At 44.9% G+C, this 17,547-nt stretch carries 12 protein-coding genes; 8 read left to right on the top strand and 4 right to left on the bottom strand.

Annotation, left to right across the window (positions count from 1 at the left end; all coding sequences use genetic code 11):
* Positions 1–295: 295 nt before the first annotated feature.
* Positions 296–2,041: an alpha/beta hydrolase gene (locus tag QUA07_RS28200; RefSeq protein ID WP_333332047.1), complete on the bottom strand. Its 1,746-nt coding sequence runs from the start codon at positions 2,039–2,041 to the stop codon at positions 296–298.
* Between the two features lie 286 nt (positions 2,042–2,327).
* Here QUA07_RS28200 and QUA07_RS28195 point away from each other — a divergent pair, with 286 nt between their 5' ends.
* The 6 genes from QUA07_RS28195 (at position 2,328) to atpC (ending at position 11,783) form a co-directional block, all read left to right on the top strand.
* Positions 2,328–3,308 (top strand): Npun_R2479 family HD domain-containing metalloprotein, encoded by a 981-nt coding sequence (locus QUA07_RS28195; RefSeq protein WP_333082936.1) that lies wholly within the window; start codon positions 2,328–2,330, stop codon positions 3,306–3,308.
* A gap of 400 nt (positions 3,309–3,708) precedes the next feature.
* Positions 3,709–5,859 carry an NAD-dependent DNA ligase LigA gene (gene ligA, locus QUA07_RS28190; RefSeq protein WP_333332044.1) on the top strand — a complete coding sequence of 717 codons (2,151 nt, stop codon included), beginning with the start codon at positions 3,709–3,711 and terminating at the stop codon, positions 5,857–5,859.
* Between the two features lie 343 nt (positions 5,860–6,202).
* A complete protein-coding gene (locus QUA07_RS28185; RefSeq protein ID WP_333082927.1) occupies positions 6,203–6,616 on the top strand; it encodes a hypothetical protein in 414 nt (137 codons plus the stop codon).
* A gap of 2,182 nt (positions 6,617–8,798) precedes the next feature.
* Positions 8,799–9,608 carry a PEP-CTERM sorting domain-containing protein gene (locus tag QUA07_RS28180; protein ID WP_333332041.1) on the top strand — a complete coding sequence of 270 codons (810 nt, stop codon included), beginning with the start codon at positions 8,799–8,801 and terminating at the stop codon, positions 9,606–9,608.
* A 132-nt stretch (positions 9,609–9,740) separates the two neighbouring features.
* Entirely contained in the window at positions 9,741–11,198 is a 1,458-nt protein-coding gene (gene atpD / locus QUA07_RS28175; RefSeq protein ID WP_333082925.1) for a F0F1 ATP synthase subunit beta, read from the top strand.
* A gap of 177 nt (positions 11,199–11,375) precedes the next feature.
* The gene (gene atpC, locus QUA07_RS28170) at positions 11,376–11,783 is read left to right on the top strand and encodes an ATP synthase F1 subunit epsilon (RefSeq protein ID WP_333058306.1); all 408 of its coding nucleotides are present in this window, start codon (positions 11,376–11,378) and stop codon (positions 11,781–11,783) included.
* Between the two features lie 91 nt (positions 11,784–11,874).
* Here the strand turns inward: atpC and QUA07_RS28165 are convergent, their stop codons facing one another.
* Positions 11,875–12,174, bottom strand: a complete 300-nt coding sequence (locus QUA07_RS28165) for a DUF7734 family protein (protein ID WP_190743481.1) — start codon at positions 12,172–12,174, stop codon at positions 11,875–11,877.
* 278 nt (positions 12,175–12,452) lie between these two features.
* Between QUA07_RS28165 and QUA07_RS28160 the strand changes: the two genes are divergently transcribed.
* The gene (locus QUA07_RS28160) at positions 12,453–12,701 is read left to right on the top strand and encodes a hypothetical protein (RefSeq protein ID WP_333332037.1); all 249 of its coding nucleotides are present in this window, start codon (positions 12,453–12,455) and stop codon (positions 12,699–12,701) included.
* 288 nt (positions 12,702–12,989) lie between these two features.
* Complete coding sequence (locus QUA07_RS28155; protein WP_333332034.1) at positions 12,990–16,385, top strand: ATP-binding protein; 3,396 nt, start codon at positions 12,990–12,992, stop codon at positions 16,383–16,385.
* Between the two features lie 48 nt (positions 16,386–16,433).
* On the opposite strand, the gene QUA07_RS28150 is transcribed toward QUA07_RS28155, so the two are convergent.
* Positions 16,434–16,706 (bottom strand): peptidoglycan-binding domain-containing protein, encoded by a 273-nt coding sequence (locus QUA07_RS28150; protein ID WP_333082922.1) that lies wholly within the window; start codon positions 16,704–16,706, stop codon positions 16,434–16,436.
* A gap of 221 nt (positions 16,707–16,927) precedes the next feature.
* Entirely contained in the window at positions 16,928–17,209 is a 282-nt protein-coding gene (locus QUA07_RS28145; RefSeq protein ID WP_333332031.1) for a peptidoglycan-binding domain-containing protein, read from the bottom strand.
* Positions 17,210–17,547: the final 338 nt, after the last annotated feature.

The raw sequence follows: 17,547 nt of genomic DNA, 5'->3' as shown, positions 1-17,547 counted from the left end.
TTGTCGGTTGATGTTACCCACTCACAAAAGCGTTCCCAGACATTGGCGCTTTCGCGCTGCTGTAAGGTTGTTGTCATGGTTTTATGATTGCTGTATTTGGTTGTCAATGTTCGGATGATGTTTATATTATTAACGGTGTTGTTAAGGTTTGTAAAGGGGTTGAGCGACAGTTAAACTGATGAGTGTGATTAGGAAAGCTGATGAAAGAAGAGAGAGGGCCGTAGCTTGCCGGGCCCGACGCCATCGCCCCCGCACGAAAATAGATGCCAGCGTGCACACGCGGCGCACCTCAACCCTAACGAACGGGAGCTATGGGAGGTGGAGAAGGTAGAGGAACAGGAGCGAGGACAGGTGGAGAGACTGGCCTGCGAGCAGGTGGAGAAATCCTGAACTGCTGGAGTTGCTGCGGGGTGAGCGATCGCAAAATTCTCAGTCCGAGAGTGTCTCTGGAGATGCTTAAAGCGTAGGATGGCTCCAAATACGGGCGGAAATTGGATTTATTGTTCAAATAGCTTTCCATGAAAGCTAGGCTGAGTCCGCTGAGATAGCGACGGGCTAAAGCTGGTTCGGGCCCGATGACCTCTGGTGGTGGCAGAAAGAGGCTTTGAGGGGAATCCTCGATCGTTGAGAAGTGAGTCCCGTTGATCATCAATACTAGATATTTGTTGAGCGATGTCAGCCATGTGAACGGTTGAATTTGTTCGAGGAAAGCGGGGGCGACGGTATCGGCGCTGCCTGCGATTACCATGACAGGGATTTTGATGTTGCTGAGGTTAGTTTCTCCCAGAATGCTGCTGGCGATCGGGTTGACGGCGATCGCAGCTTTGATGCGCGGATCGCCAAAATTGTACTGGTTGCGCTCTAGGCCGCGGGCGCGGCACTGCAACAGTAGGGAGAGGTTCCAACTATCGTTTTCGAGTCCGCAATCTTTGTCTAACTGTGCAAAATTAATCCCCGCTCCGGCTAATGCTAAAGCCGTATAGCCACCGAAAGACTGGCCGATGACGCCGACTCGCTGCAAGTCGAGCTGCCCTTGGTAGGTCGGGTCGGTTGTAGATAGTTTGGTTAAATAATCGAGCAGGTCTTTGATGTCGAGGGGGCGGTTGACAAATTCTGCTGGTTCTGATACTTGATTGGCTCTGCCTGTTACTAAGTCTTGGATTTGTTGGGCGTTGCTGCCGGGGTGTTCGGGGACGGCGACGGCAAAGCCATAGGAGGCTAAGTGTTTGGCTAAATACTCGAAGGAAAGGCGATCGGAACCTAAACCGTGAGAAATTACTACTACTGGGGCAGGTTGCGGGCTGCCCTGTGGCAGGTAAATGTCCATATCAAACGTGCGAGGGCGATTTGGACTCGTCACAGTTACCGATGATTTTTTCCAAGTATAGGGGCCCGGTAGCTGGGGCTGCTGCATTTGGGCCGGCGGTATGGCGGGTTCAGAGGCTGCTTGTGCTTCGGACAACTGGGCGACTCCGGCGATCGTCTGATTGGAACGGTTGATCAGCGATGTCAGCTCGTTGGCGATACCCAAGCCGCGGGCGATGTCAATCCTGATGCCATAGGTGGGGAATTTCCGCAGCACGTTGAGAATTGTCAGGCCTTCTGGATCGGAGGCTGCTAAAATCAGGGCTGCTCGGATGGCATAAAATCCAGGCTGCCGAGCTTTGGTTTGAATTACTCGGCCTAAGCGTCTCAGCAGCACTTCTCCTTGAGGCGTGTAAAGGAATTGGGCGATCGTCACGTGGCTGATTTCAGCTTTCGCTTGCAGGGCGCTGCGAATCTCAGCTAGCTGAGATTCTTTGATGTACTGAGCGAAGCCGTCCAAGTTTGAGTCGATTTTGCCTTCTTTGGCGAAAAGTGCCAGAGATTCGATCGGAACTGATTCTTCTAGCGGCCCGTAAGTTACGTAAATTCGCTCGGCACCCATTGCCGGTGCGGCGGTGCAAACAGCCGTGAATGCAAACAATCCTAGGTATTTTGGGGCGATCGACCGCCGAGTGCGAAGGGCAGCAGTGGAGAGGCTCGAAAACAGACAGTTCATAACTTTCACACCTAGGACTTCTAATAATTAGTCGGTGAAATGATGTAAATTGTTTCGCCAACATTTAATGCCAAAAAATCGATCTGTTGCTTCGGATGCTTCGGAAATTAGGTTATCTTGGGAAGCATAGCCAAAAAAGCAATTTTCTGACCTGACAAGACTAGCTGAAATTTAAAATTCAACACCGAGGGGTCAAACCTATTGGAATGCCCATTGATTATTTTTTCAGCTATGCAAGATATTTTCGATCAAGTTTGTAACTACAGCCTGAGTGGGAGAATTTATGATGTTCAATGCAACTGCTATCCTGATTGACGCTTTTGTGCAAGAGCTGCAGGCCGGCTACCGTCGCACCTACGGCAAGTACAAGCCTGACTACCCTGAAATTATCGCCTGGGCAGGGACTATGGCTCTGGAAAATATCGCTAACTGCGATGCTCTCTACCACAATGTGGAACACACAATGCTGGTGGCTTTGGTGGGACAAGAGATTCTCCGGGGCAAGCATATTCGCGAAGGCGGAGTGTCGCCGGAAGATTGGCTGCACTACCTAATCTCGCTGCTGTGTCACGATATCGGCTACGTCAAAGGTGTTTGCCGCCAAGACCAAGAAGCTGTGGGACTATATGCTACGGGTATTGACGGGGGCATGGTTTCTGTGCCGATCGGCGCAACTTCAGCCAGTTTAACTCCTTATCATGTCGATCGAGGCAAACTCGTAATTGACGAACGCTTCGGCGGCCACACATTAATTGATGCCGAACAAATCAAGCGCAATATTGAATTGACGCGCTTCCCAGTTCCTGCTAGCGAAACTCATCAAGATCGAAATAATTATTCTGGACTCGCTAGGGCCGCCGATTTGATCGGTCAGTTGAGCGACCCAAATTACCTACGAAAAATAAGTGCTCTGTTCTACGAATTTGAGGAAGTCGGCACTAATAAAATCTTGGGCTACAAGTCTCCGGGAGATTTGCGGCAAAATTACGCCAAGTTTTATTGGAATGGAGTTTTTCCATACATTCCAGCAGCTTTGAACTACTTGGAATTGACCCAGGGAGGCAAACAGATTATTGCCAACCTTTACGCCAACGTATTTCAGGTAGAACACGCTGAACCGCTCGCTTTCACCAAGCCGAACGCTCAAGAATTCACCAAATCTCGCGCCAATAGCAACTTAAACGGCGAAAAAGATGGTGCGAATATTCAACATTCCGTGTCCGGGGAAAACAAGAAATTTACCGAGTTTCCAGACTTAAACTTGTGATTATTTACGCCCAGAATGGGGCATCTATAAAGGCGAGTCAGTGGATTTTAAAATTGATAATTCTGTGTGATATGTTTGGCGCAACGTTCTGCTTTCAATCAGTCGAAGGATTTGAAATTTAATCCATAGATGAATCTGGGATGTTAAACAAGAGCCGAAATTTTTGGCCGACTGGCAACGCCTGTCGGAAATTAAGTATCCGTTTTTTGGCAGCGTGATAATTAGGATAAGTTTTGATTTTTTAGTTGCTGGAGATTGGTTTTGAGCTCAAATTTAGATTAATTATCTCAAATTTAAAATTGCTCTGGCAGCAGATAGGTTGCTTGCTCCTTTTTTTTGAGCTAAAATAAAGAGTTATCATCAAAAATTTAACATCGAAAATCGAAAACCTTAAATTGATATGGCAGCAGAAATTCAGCAGCAAATTCAACAGTTGAGGCAGCAGCTACAGGAAGCTAGCTATGCTTATTATGTTCTCGATGCGCCGATCATGCCAGATGAAGTGTACGATCGACTTTATCGCCAGTTGCAAGAATTAGAATCAGATTATCCTGAATTAATTACGGCCGAAAGTCCTACTCAGCGGGTGGGAGAACAGCCTGCTACTCAATTTTTTAGCATCAAGCACAATATTCCTCTCTACAGTTTGGAAAATGCTTTTAATTTTGAGGAATTTGCTAAATGGCAGGAACGCTGGCAAAGGGTAGCACCTCCCCTAACCCCCGCTCAAGACGGAAATTCACCCCCCCTAACCCCCCCTTATCAAGGGGGGGGACAAGAGGGAATAACATCTTCCATTAGCAATCAGGAAAACAGGGAAATTACTCCCCCCCTTAGCAAGGGGGGGTTGGGGGGGGTTTCCTATGTTTGCGAGTTAAAAATTGACGGTTCTGCTTTAGCGTTAACCTATGAAAATGGAGTTTTAGTTCGCGGTGCGACGCGGGGAGACGGCATTGCGGGAGAGGAAATTACTCAAAATGTCAAAACTATTCGCTCGATTCCTCTGAAGCTCAATTTAGATAATCCGCCGCCTGTGGTGGAAGTGCGGGGAGAGGCTTTTTTGTCTTTAGCTGTGTTTGAGGAAATTAATCGGGAACGAGAAAAAGCGGGGGAACAATTGTTTGCTAATCCTCGCAATGCTGCGGCGGGTACGCTGCGGCAGTTGGATTCTAAAATTGTGGATAAGCGCAGGTTGGATTTCTTTGCTTATACTCTGCATTTAGATCGGGGTAACGAGGGTAACACGCAGTGGGATTCGTTGGAATTGTTGCGACGAATGGGGTTTAAGGTTAATCCCTATCGCAAAATTTGCTATTCTTTGGATGAGGTTCGGGAGTATTACCAATATTGGGATACTGAACGGCGGAATTTGCCTTACATGACTGATGGGGTTGTTGTTAAGATTAATTCCGTTTGGCTGCAAAAACAATTGGGTTTTACTCAGAGGTTTCCGCGTTGGGCGATCGCCCTGAAGTATCCCGCGGCAGAAGTGCCTACAATAGTAGAAGCTGTCACGGTGCAAGTAGGCAGAACCGGGGCTCTGACTCCTGTAGCGGAACTCAAACCGGTGCAGTTGGCGGGGACGACGGTTTCGCGGGCTTCTCTCCATAATAGCGATCGACTTTCCGACCTAAATCTCCATATTGGCGATACTGTAATTGTCAGAAAAGCTGGGGAAATTATACCAGAAGTTGTGCGCGTTTTGCCAGAACTGCGCCCCCAAAATGCTCAACTTTTCCAAATGCCTAATTGCTGTCCCGAATGCGAACAGCCTGTGGTTCGGGAAAAGGGGGAGGCCGTTACTCGCTGCATCAATACATCTTGTCCAGCAATTTTGAGGGGTTCGCTGATTCATTTTTGCAGCCGGGATGCTCTGGATATTAACGGTGTTGGCGAAAAGTTAGTGCAGCAGATGGTTGATAGCAATCTGGTGCATTCTGCGGCGGATTTGTACGATTTGACAGCGGAAAGATTGATGAGTTTGGAACGGATGGGCAAGAAGTTAGCAGAAAAGTTGGTAAGTGCGATCGCCCAATCGAAAAATCAACCTTATTCGCGCGTACTTTACGGCTTGGGCATCCGCCACGTCGGCAGCGTGAATGCTCAATTGCTAACAGAAAGGTTTGCAAATGTGGAAGAGTTAGCAGGGGTATCGGCGGCATCGATTGAGGGGGTTTACGGCATCGGGCCGGAAATTGCTCAAGCTGTTTATCAGTGGTTTCGAGTGCCGGCTAATCAAAGTTTAATTGCACGGTTGAAAACTGCCGGCTTGCAATTGCAGTCAGAAGTGAAAAATTCCAATTTAGCCAGCACCAATTTACAACTTGCAGGCCAAACTTTTGTGCTGACGGGAACTTTGCCCACTTTGAAACGAGATGAAGCTAAAGATTTGATTCAAAAAGCAGGAGGTAAAGTCACAAGTTCTGTGAGTGCTAAAACTGATTATGTGGTTGTGGGAGAAGATGCGGGTTCTAAGTTGGAAAAGGCTCAATCTTTGGGGGTAAAACTACTTTCGGAATCGGAGTTATTAGAACTGCTATCGAGACCATAAATGATTGGTGAAAGTCAATATATCTCTCTTTTTTCTTTCTCTGCGCCCTCTGCGCCCTCTGCGCCCTCTGCGGTTCGTAAAAAAGCTGATTCACTTGAGCCGTTTTCTGAGAACATCGCCAACCATTCTATTTCCCTAGGTGGAAAATAGCCCCTCGCGAATTGGGCAATACCTCAAAAGGCATAGAAATTGCGCTCGCACTTGGTCAATATACCTACTTCCCCGGCGGTGCTGCCCGCATCGGTTGTCGGTACTGGCTAGTTTTGCTAAAATTTGATAAAGTTTGCAATAGCGATCGCAACTGCCCGCTTAGCCAAATCCCAGCAATCATAGGAGATACATTATGTCTGAAATTCCAGCAGAACAAACACAAACAAACTTGACAACTCCAGAAATAACTACCGAAAGCTCCATTTCTGGAGTGGAAAACGTGAAAAATAGTTTGGGAAACGTCCTAAATAGTTGGAAGTTAAAAGCAGGATTAGCCGTTGCTGTACTTTTGGGAGTTTTGCTATTTGCTTTCTACTGGCAGCATATGATTGCAGTCGTAGGTATGAAGAGTTGGTCGGCGCGATCGGGAGCTAACCCGATCGAATGTATGGTAAGAGATACTAATAATGACGAGTATGTCAGTTGCAGCGCCCTCCTCGATCAGCAGATTGTCCCTCTTGAGTGCAGTTCGAGTTTGTTCAATATCGGCTGTCGAGTCAATTACGGAACTGCGGCACCAAATCCGAGACAAGTCAACCCTAGATAGAGCATCTGCGGGTTAGAGAGAATTGTTCAAGAAACTGATTTGCTACTTAAAATATGGGACTTACAAAAAAAATCTCATCGTGAAAATACTGCAGCAATAAGGATGAGAAAACTCTTGTTTTTCTCGTTGTAAATTAGCAGGTAATGAAAGTTACCTGCTATTGCCATGAGGTAATCTGTGATAGATGATGTGCGCCAGTATATTAATGTGAAGATTTCACATTTAGCATGGGTATCAAAGCATCCTCAGCTACTATAATAGATCAGTGCGCTCGCCCATCATGATTGCTGACTATCTTTAATAACATTTTCTTCTATCATTGAAACCTGAAAATGATCGAGATTAACGGCTACGAGATTCTCACTCAAATCTACGAAAGTATCAACTCCACCGTTTATCGAGGCATCCGCCAACAGGACAACTAAGCCGTCATCCTTAAATTCCTCAAAGAAGACTATCCTACCCCCCTCTGCAGGGTAAACGCATCTTAACTTTAACCCAACATATGTTACAATTAAATCCGAGTAAATTTTAATGTAGTTTATTGTAGTTTATTGATGCTATCAATAGCCAGAGGTTTTAGTAAAGCTGTAAAATCCCAACAAAAACAAATAGATTCATTGGCTTACCTGAATATTTTAAATGCCAGTTTTTTAGAACATTTTGCCAAGTTGAAGAGCCCAAGAATAGAAAGAAGTAAATAACATTTGCTCAAAGATATTAGATCGATTGCGATTTTAGCTGTCATCAGCGGTGTCGACGGATGGGCAGGAACATAAGTCTATGGTAATGCCAAATATGAATGGTTGAAAAGCTTTCTAGAATTACCCAATGGTATAATCTCATGACAAGTTTAGTCTCCTTATTTGCCCGAATTGAACCGCCGCAGTTTCAAAAATGTTTTTTGAGTTGGGTAAATGCGATAGTCGGGGAAGTCTAACTAGAAGTGATTGCCATTGATGGCAAAACAATAAAACAATCTTATGACCGTAATGACCAGCAAAAAGTGCTAGATATAGTTACTGCCTAGTCTTCATCTCATCAATTATTTTTAGGCAAAAAAGGGGATAAAATTTTTCATGAGCTAACAGCCAATCTTAAGGTTCTGATTTAATCTGCTCAATTCGGGTGAAAATTAAGAATTTTAAGAAGGTTTTTTTAGTGATTTAGTAATGCACAAATTCACGCTTTTGTCAAATTAATTGAGATGTGTTGACCCTGATTATATGATGACTTTTCTCAACTGCTTTTGTAAAGCTTGATTGAGATTCTCTTACCATGAAGATTGTGTTTAAAGTGCGATCGTATTTATTTCTACTATTTTTACTCCTCAAAATTTCTCATGTCAATAGGAGCAGCCTATTTTTGGCGATCGAATAATTAGGACTAAAAAAATGCAATGTATGTTTTTAATTACTATGCTTTACGTAAAAACAGTTTTTTTACTAGGAATCAGGCGCGGGAAATGAAACTTGGTGTCTTTTTTTGACTTTCACTGCTTCCCTGACCCAATTACCTTAAAAAACCGGGTTAAAGCGTCCGGGACTGTGGGTGAAAATATAGCAGCTAACGCGAGGTTTATGGGTTTAAAAAGCTCGGAATATTAGTCAAAAGTACGTAAGTATCGATGTCTGTTCTCCCGCTTGCTTAGAGTGGCAAAAAACTCGCTCAAATCCCTACTCGCGGTCTCCCCCCGCTTCTTTCTGCATCGGCCGAGCATCTTGCAGCGCGCTTTCAGGAGCAACGAACCGAACAGCCGACTTTCTCTCAAAAACTTTATATTTTATAGATGAACTTTACCAAAACTTCATAAAGCTCGATTAAAATTTTTATGTATTTTTGATGAAAGCCAATATTTGCAAGTCCTGCACTCAACTTTAGACCGTTACCGAAACGAAGTAAATGTAGTAGTTTGGAAGTCTAGGCAGGATGAAAATCTTGCTCTGACAGATTAAACTGTGGCAATGTGGTGTCAGTGAAAACTCTTAGAAGAAGCACTCATTTACTCTAAAACACCCTTAAGTGATATCTGTATGTAGATTCACTGGTGTGGAGCCTCTTCTTTAGGTTTGACGATCGCCCTCAATATAGCAGGCTCGCGATCGTCTATTCGCGTCACGGCAACATGGCATTTAGGGCATTTTCCGCCTTACTACCTAACAATACTGGAGGAATCAGGGTTATGACTACCTTAACGCTAGTCAAAAAAACATCTTTTACAGTCGCCAGCTTGGCAACCACAATGTTGCTCGGCATCTGCCCGCCCGTCCGAGCTTTCATGTTGGGCACTGGCGGCATCCAGTTCGAGCAAGATACAAAGATCAACTTTAGATTCAACAAGTCTGTCAGCCCTTACCAGTCAAGCTTGTGGGTTGCCCAAGCTGAGCCAGAAAACAATGGCTACACCAACATCGCTAGACTGTTTTACGAGACTAAAGCTTCAGATAACGGCTCGGCCAACAACTGGGAAGGAACCTTCGGCAACGCAGTCACCTCCGAAAACGGCTCCATCACCCAAACCTTCACATTTTTGCAGGATAAAATTTATGCCCTGCTGCTGTGGAGTGACACGGGGAGCGGCAAGCCTTTCGAGCAATACGTCTCGTCGAGTACCTTCATGAACAGCCCCCAATGGTTTGCCCCCGGCACTCAGTTCCGAAGAGATGAATGTCTGGTGGCGGGATGTCAGCTTGCTGTGTTTGGTGACTTTAAGCTCGACTACAACTCCAGCGACTCATTTGCAAACATCAACGGCGGTAAAGGCCCAGAGCAATTTTCATCGCTCACAAAGGAGCAACTGGCTAAGGGCACAACAAGAATCTCCTTCGACGATGCCAAAAAAGGAACCCAGCTTGACTTCAAAGACTTCACCGTGTCGGCTGAGTTAGCCCCCGAACCAGTCCCCGAACCTGTCACAGTATTCGGGACTATGCTGGGTATCGGGGCTTTGGCTGCGACTCGCAGAAAAAAAAAGCGAGGGCAGGAACCATAAAAATGACTCTTAACGAGCCCCATACAAATCTAAATAGTGCGTCTGTTCAGTGGTAATCTGAGGAATAGCATTTCTAAATGTTAAGACTTTTTCCATAACGGGAAAAATAGCATCCTAACAAAGGCACTATTCATGGTATCCACCGCAACAAAAACGAACGTAGGCTACATCACCCAAATCATTGGGCCGGTTGTAGACGTAAAATTCCCAGGCGGCAAACTGCCCCAAATCTATAACGCTCTCACGATTTCCGGCAAAAACGAAGCAGGTCAAGACATTGCCGTTACCTGCGAAGTTCAGCAACTGCTCGGAGACAGCCAAGTGCGTGCAGTTTCCATGAGTACCACCGACGGCTTGGTGCGTGGCATGGAAGTAGTAGATACCGGGGCATCGATCCAAGTTCCCGTCGGAATCCCAACTCTCGGCCGGATTTTTAACGTCATCGGCCAACCCGTAGACAACCTCGGCCCGGTCAATACTTCCGAAAGTATGCCCATCCACCGCAACCCGCCGGCTTTCACCGAACTGGAAACCAAGCCTTCGGTGTTTGAAACTGGGATCAAGGTAATTGACCTGCTGGCCCCCTACCGTCGCGGCGGCAAAATCGGTTTGTTTGGCGGCGCAGGCGTCGGCAAAACCGTGATTATGATGGAACTCGTGAACAACATCGCGAAGGCTCACGGCGGCGTGTCCGTGTTCGGTGGTGTGGGCGAGCGCACCCGCGAAGGTAATGACCTCTACAAAGAAATGATCGAGTCGGGGGTTATTAACGAAGAAGACCGCAGCAAATCAAAAATTGCTCTGGTTTACGGTCAAATGAACGAGCCGCCTGGTGCTCGGATGCGCGTGGGCCTGTCGGCTCTGGCGATGGCCGAATACTTCCGTGATGTCAGCAAGCAAGACGTGCTGTTGTTCATTGACAATATCTTCCGGTTCGTGCAAGCGGGCTCTGAGGTATCGGCTCTGTTGGGTCGGATGCCTTCGGCTGTGGGATATCAGCCGACTCTCGGTACAGACATGGGTGACTTGCAAGAACGGATTACTTCGACTACCGAAGGTTCGATTACTTCAGTTCAAGCTGTGTACGTACCTGCGGATGACTTGACTGACCCCGCACCGGCTACGACTTTTGCTCACTTGGACGCTACAACTGTGTTGTCTCGCGGTTTGGCTGCGAAGGGGATTTATCCTGCGGTTGACCCGCTGGATTCTACGTCTACGATGTTGCAAGTTAGCGTTGTCGGCGAAGAGCACTATGGTGTTGCTCGTCAGGTGCAGTCTACTCTGCAACGCTATAAGGAATTGCAAGACATTATTGCAATTTTGGGCTTGGACGAGCTGTCGGAAGATGACCGCTTGACAGTTTCTCGCGCTCGCAAAATTGAACGCTTCTTGTCTCAACCGTTCTTTGTGGCTGAAGTGTTCACCGGTTCCCCCGGCAAGTACGTCAAGCTGGCAGACACCATTAAGGGCTTCCAGATGATTTTGGCTGGCGAACTTGATGAGTTACCAGAACAAGCATTCTATTTGGTGGGCGATATCAACGAGGCGATCGCCAAAGCTGAAAAAATGAAAGCTGACGCCAAGTAATTTTAGTCATTAGTCAGTAGTCAGCAGTCATTAGTCATTGGTCATTAGTTGTTAACTATTAACAGTTAACAGTTAACAACTAAGTGACTGATGATGGCCGACGGCTGACTACTGACTAATTACTAATGACTGCTGACTGCTGACTAATGACTAATGACTAATGACTAAGGACAATTTATGACATTAACTGTGCGCGTAGTGGCCCCAGACAAAACTGTTTGGGATTCTAATGCTGAAGAAGTAATTCTGCCGAGCACCACAGGCCAACTGGGTATTTTAAGCGGTCACGCTCCAATGTTGACAGCTTTGGATACCGGAGTGATGCGCGTCCGTCCCGGCAAGGAATGGGTGTCTATTGCTCTGATGGGTGGCTTTGCAGAAATCCAAGAAAACAAAGTTACTATTCTTGTCAACGGCGCTGAAAAAGGCGAAACCATTGATAAAGAAGCTGCTCGTACTGCTTACACCGAAGCAGAAGCTCGTTTGCAAAAGGCTACTACCGGCACTTTGCAAGAGCAAATTCAAGCTAAGCAAGCAATCAAACGCGCGAGAGCTCGTTTCCAAGCTGCCGGCGGCACGCTCTAGCTCTAAGGTTAAGGACATAGTGCTTTTGTAGTAGGGACACAACATTGTTGTGTCCCTACTGTTTTTCTCGCGTTGTGTCCCTAATGTTTCGCTAAACTCCCGCCTCGGACAATAGAGATTGCATTGTTTCCCAAGATAACCCCTGCTGAAGATAGCGGGGGTTATTTGGATTGTAGGGACTCTCCACGCGATCGACACTGACAATTTTTGCTTCCTCGGGCAAAACAGGAACCTCTGGATCGAAAGCGGTCGATCGCGTCAGGGAGCTAGAAAAGCCTTTAAAAATAGCAATTTCATCGAATTCGCCGTCAATTTCGGCCTTAACGATTAAAACTTCGTGCGATCGTTTTACCGTGTATTGTTCCAAGCGACGAGCAATAGAGTCAGCCATAGCAAATCTCACTTTCCTGAAATCTGCTATAATATAGCTTAATTTTGTGGCTAATTTCAGGGACAGCCCGCTAAATTTTTATTTTTAATTCGACCTTTTTTTACCGCAGGAAGTAAGCACACATCATATAAACTTTGTAAAAAACATCTGCAATATTTCCCGCCGACAAAACCTAATTGTTCAATATTTTACAGCATATTCCATGTAGATTTAGTACGGAGAAACCGGGTTTCGCTCAACAGAATCAGTACCACATGGGAGAACTGTAAAGAAACCCCGTGAGAGCGCGGTTTAATTCATCAACCTGGAATATTCTGTATGATGCAGAAATAGAACAAAGCATTCAACTAAAACAGGCAAATGCTGCTGCATTTCAAAAATGTCTGGAGCTTTATTTCGAGAAAAACTTTACTGAGACGCAAAAATTATTCAATAAGATTTGCGAAAGAAAGCCTCAAGATAAGTTAGCAGCAATTTACTCTCAGCGCTCTCTAAAGAATGGAATGTCTGGAGTGCCTGAAGGATAGTGGGGGATAGAAGCTTTGGATGAAAAGTAGTGATACAGATATATTGTATGTGAACATCGGTAGGGACAGGGAAATGCCTTGTCTGGCGCGGAGAGTAGCACACGGAAATCCCGTGTCTCTACGGTTCGCTTTGACTTTTAATAATTTGGTATAAGATGAAAGATTGTAGAAACGAGATCGGCTCTTCCTTGTGTAAGTTGTGTTTAAGTACAAAATGGTTTATAATACTTACCAGCGGTAAGAACTCGCTCCAAGTATTAACTGGGTTTTTCAACCTAAACTAATGTTATGTCCACTCCTTCTCTCAAGCACTTAGTGGCAAAACTTTCAAGAAAAGCAACGCTGCAAAGCGTACTCATAGTTCCGTTTGTCTTGCAAGTATTTGCAGCGGTGGGTATTGTAGGATATTTATCATTTAGGAACTCTCAAAGAGCAGTGAATGACCTGGCGGATCAATTGATGGGGGAGGTGAGCAATCGCATTGAGCAAAATTTGAGAACTTATCTGCAAACTCCGCACCAAATCAATCAAAGCAAGCTGGATGCAGTGAAACTGGGTTTTGTAAACATGAAAGACTTGTCCGCTTGGGAAAAGTATCTGTGGCGACAAGTGCAATTATATCCTTATATCAATTTTACGTCGATCGCTAATCAAGATGGAGAATATCGCACTGGCGAAAAGATGTCTAACGGCACTTTATTGATTAACGCATCGGGCCCATCGACAAATTTTGATTTTTATTCTTACAATACTAATGATACGGGCGATCGCACTACAGTAGCCGCCTCCGTTAAAAACTTCGACATCCGGCAGCACCCTTCCTACGCCTATGCGGCTCTAGAAGCCAAACCAACTTGGAGTTCAGTCTATATATCATTCCTAGAACCCACCTTGATTCTCAGCGCCCTGCAACCAGTTTACAACAGCCAGAAACAGCTAGAAGGAGTATTAATTGCTGCGTTACGTCTCGACAGTATCGGTCAATTTTTAAACAGCCTCAAAATAGGTAAATCTGGTCAAACATTTATTATCGAAAGAAACGGCACGCTGCTGGCAACTTCCACACCCGAAAAACCTTTCCGCAGCCAAAACGGTCAAAAAGAACTGTTTAAAGTTACAGAAAGCAGCGATGCAGTAACGCAAACTACAGCTAAATATTTAGAAACTCACTTTCAAAACTTCCACCAAATTACAAAAGCGCAGCAAATAAATGTTGAGATAAACGACCAGAATAAATTTTTAAAAGTCCTGCCTTTCCAAGACGACAAGGGTTTAGATTTGCTGATTGTAGTCGTCGTTCCAGAAGCCGACTTTATGGAACAAATTCATGCCGGCAACCGAACTACAGTTTTGCTATGCTTGGCAGCTTTGGGCATGGCAACTGTGTTAGGACTTCTCACTTCTCGCTGGATTATCAAACCTCTTATAAAATTAAAAAATGCAGCAATAGCTTTATCTGAAGGACAATTTGACCAAACTGTAAAGCTCGAGCGCTCCGACGAGTTGGGCGTACTTGCCGCTGCTTTTAACAGCATGGCAGCACAACTCCAAGCATCTTTTACTGCCTTAGAAACTAAAAATATCGAATTGCAGCGACTCGACAAACTGAAAGACGAATTTTTAGCCAATACTTCCCACGAACTCCGCACTCCCCTCAACGGAATTATTGGGATTGCAGAATCTTTAATAGACGGTGCTACCGGACAACTGCCAGACTTAACAAATTTTAACTTAGCTTTGATTACATCTTCGGGGAAAAGATTGTCTTCTTTAATTAACGATCTTCTCGATTTTTCTCAGCTCAAACACAAAAAGCTCGAACTGCAAATTAAGTCTATCGGCCTTCGAGAAATCGTCTCTGTAATTATCACTTTGTCTCAGCCATTAGTAGGCAAAAAAAACTTGCAGTTGATTAACTCAGTCGCTCCTGAATTGCCGCCAATAGCAGCAGACGAGAATCGGTTGCAGCAAATACTTTACAACTTAATCGGCAATGCGATTAAATTTACCGAAAGTGGCAGAGTAGAAATTTCAGCAGAATTGGTAACGGGCAAGGCACAATCACCCCTTAATTTCCAATTAGCAATTACTGTATCCGACACCGGTATTGGCATCCCCGAAGATAAATTAGAGCGAATTTTTGAATCCTTTGAACAAGCTGACGGTTCCACTGCTAGAGAATATGGTGGCACTGGTTTAGGGTTAACGGTTGCCCAACAATTAGTGGAATTGCACGGAGGTAAAATTTGGGTATGTTCAACTGTAGGCGTCGGTTCCCAATTCATATTTACTTTGCCCGTATCTGAGAGTCAACCGGATGTTAGCAGCCTGCAGCCGCTTTTAAGCGAGAATTCTCCCATTTTTATCACTCCTGAATTGGGCCGCAAATCATCTCTAATAAATTCTCCGATATCAGACAATAGCGACTTGCTAGAAACTGAAAAAATAAAAGTTTTGGTAGTCGATGATGAACCCATTAATATTCAGGTAATCATTAACAGTCTTTCTATAGAAAACTACGAAATAACTCAAGCGAGCAACGGCTTAGAAGCTGTAAATCTGATTGAATCAGGATTTAAGCCGGACTTAATTTTACTCGATGTAATGATGCCGCAGATGACTGGTTATGAAGTGTGTCGAGAAGTCCGCAAAAAATACTCGCCGTTAGAAATGCCAATTCTGATGCTGACGGCCAAAAATCTAACTACCGACTTGGTAGAAGCTTTTAACTTAGAAGCAAATGATTATGTAACTAAACCTTTTATCAAAAAGGAATTGTTGGCGAGGATTAATACGCAAATTCGCCTAGCAAAACTGAATGCAGCCTACGGCAGGTTTGTGCCACACGATTTTCTAAACTTGCTGGAAAAGCCGAGTATTATTGAAGTAAAACTAGGCGAAAATCAGGAAAGAGATATGACAGTGCTGTTTGCTGATATTCGCTCGTTTACGGCGCTTTCAGAACAGATGACACCACCTGAAAATTTTGCATTTATTAATACTTATTTGGGAAAGGTTAGCCCTGCAATCAGGAAAAACAACGGGTTTATTGACAAATACATTGGTGATGCAGTCATGGCACTGTTTCCTACATCTCCTGATGATGGTGTACGAGCAGCAATTGATATGCAGAAAGAAGTGAATATCTACAACCAGCAGCGAGCAAAAAATGGCTTGTTTCCGATCGCGATCGGCGTCGGTTTGCACGCGGGCAATTTGATGTTGGGTACAATTGGCGAACGAGAACGGATGGAAAGTACGGTGATTGCTGATGCCGTCAATCTCGCGTCTCGTTTGGAAGGATTGACTAAGGTTTACGGATCGGGCATTCTAGTTAGCGGTGCAATTATCGATCGCCTAGACGATCCAGAAAAATATAAGTACAGATTTGTCGATCGAGTAACTGTGAAAGGAAAGACAAATGCTGTGTCGGTATTTGAAATTTACGATACAGAAACAGAGCAAAGCATTGTACTCAAGCAGCAAACTGCAGAAGTTTTTCAAGAAGCTCTCAATTTTTACTACGAGCAAAAATTTGTTGCCGCCCAAAAAGTATTTCAGAATATTTTACAAATCAATCCGGACGATCGGGTAGCAATGCTGTATTTCAAACGCTCTCGCAAGTATCGAATGTACGGAGCGCCGGAGGGGTGGTCTGGGGTGGAAACTTCGACGGAAAAATAGGGCGCACACTGCACGCCCTACTCTCTTTAACAGATGGTTGCACAAACTTTAAAATATATTTGTACAAACACCCAACTTATTCCATGTTTTAGGGCCGACAATGCCATCAGCAACGATTTGTTGTTTGTTTTGAAAATTGATAACGGCTTGTTGGGTTTTTGGGCCGAATCCTCCATCAGTATTTACAGAAAATCCGCTGGCGTTCAAGAGTCGCTGAAGGTAGCGAACGTCCTCATTTTGGGTGACGCCATCGTTGCGTTTGAGTAGGGGAAAATAACGGCAGGAAGGTAATTCAGTGCGAATTGCGTTTGTGGTTTGCATGGTTTGATTCTCCATTGGTTGTTTGCAAGTTGTTTAAAAGCAGAGAAGTGCAGAAAAGATGTTAATTAATAGTCCTGGATGCACTTTTGACGGGCATAAACGAGGTTTCGGCTTCGCTCAACCACCAGGTTTTTTAGCGTTTATGAGGGCGTAAAAGAAGTATTGCTGTGAAAAAACCCAGTTTCTTGCTACCCGTGGGCCTAGGATTAGTTAACTTGGATTTAACATCCGGGTTCACCTGTATAACAAGCGCCTAAGAGACTCCAAGTTTGAGGGCCGACAATGCCATCAACAGCAATCTTATTGTCCTTTTGAAATTTGATGACTGCTTGTTCGGTTTTTGGGCCGAAGAATCCATCAGTTGCGACGGGATATCCCTTTTTAACTAAGGATTGTTGGAGATAGCGCACGTTCTGATTGACAGTGGTACTATTATTTCGTTGCAGTGTGGGCAGTGAAGAGCAAAGAGGCAATTGAGCGTAAATTGAATTTGTGGTTTGCATGGTTTGATTGGGGATTAGTGGTTTGCAAGTCGTTTGAACTTGCTATTCCCCAGTTGTAGCTGTGGGGGGAAGTGCTTTAACAGTCGCTTTTTATAGTGACGCTTATCTGGGGTAGCTCAGATGAGTGACAGGCAGCTATCAAATCCGTTTTGTATAAAATAATTGTCAAAGGCAAACAGCAGCGAATTTCCATTGTTTATCAACTTGTAAAATCTTTGCCACCAGCCCCACACCATAAGTAATATCAGGTTCGGGTAATTAGGGCTTGCTGAATATATCGAGCGCATATTACGTGGGCTGGGTTAAGAGAGCGTGCGATCGAGAGTAAAGTCGCCGTG

Origin of the sequence: Microcoleus sp. T3_A4 (assembly GCF_036700465.1) — a bacterium.
Lineage (GTDB): Bacteria > Cyanobacteriota > Cyanobacteriia > Cyanobacteriales > Microcoleaceae > Microcoleus.
This window is presented reverse-complemented; position numbering and strand designations above follow the sequence as displayed.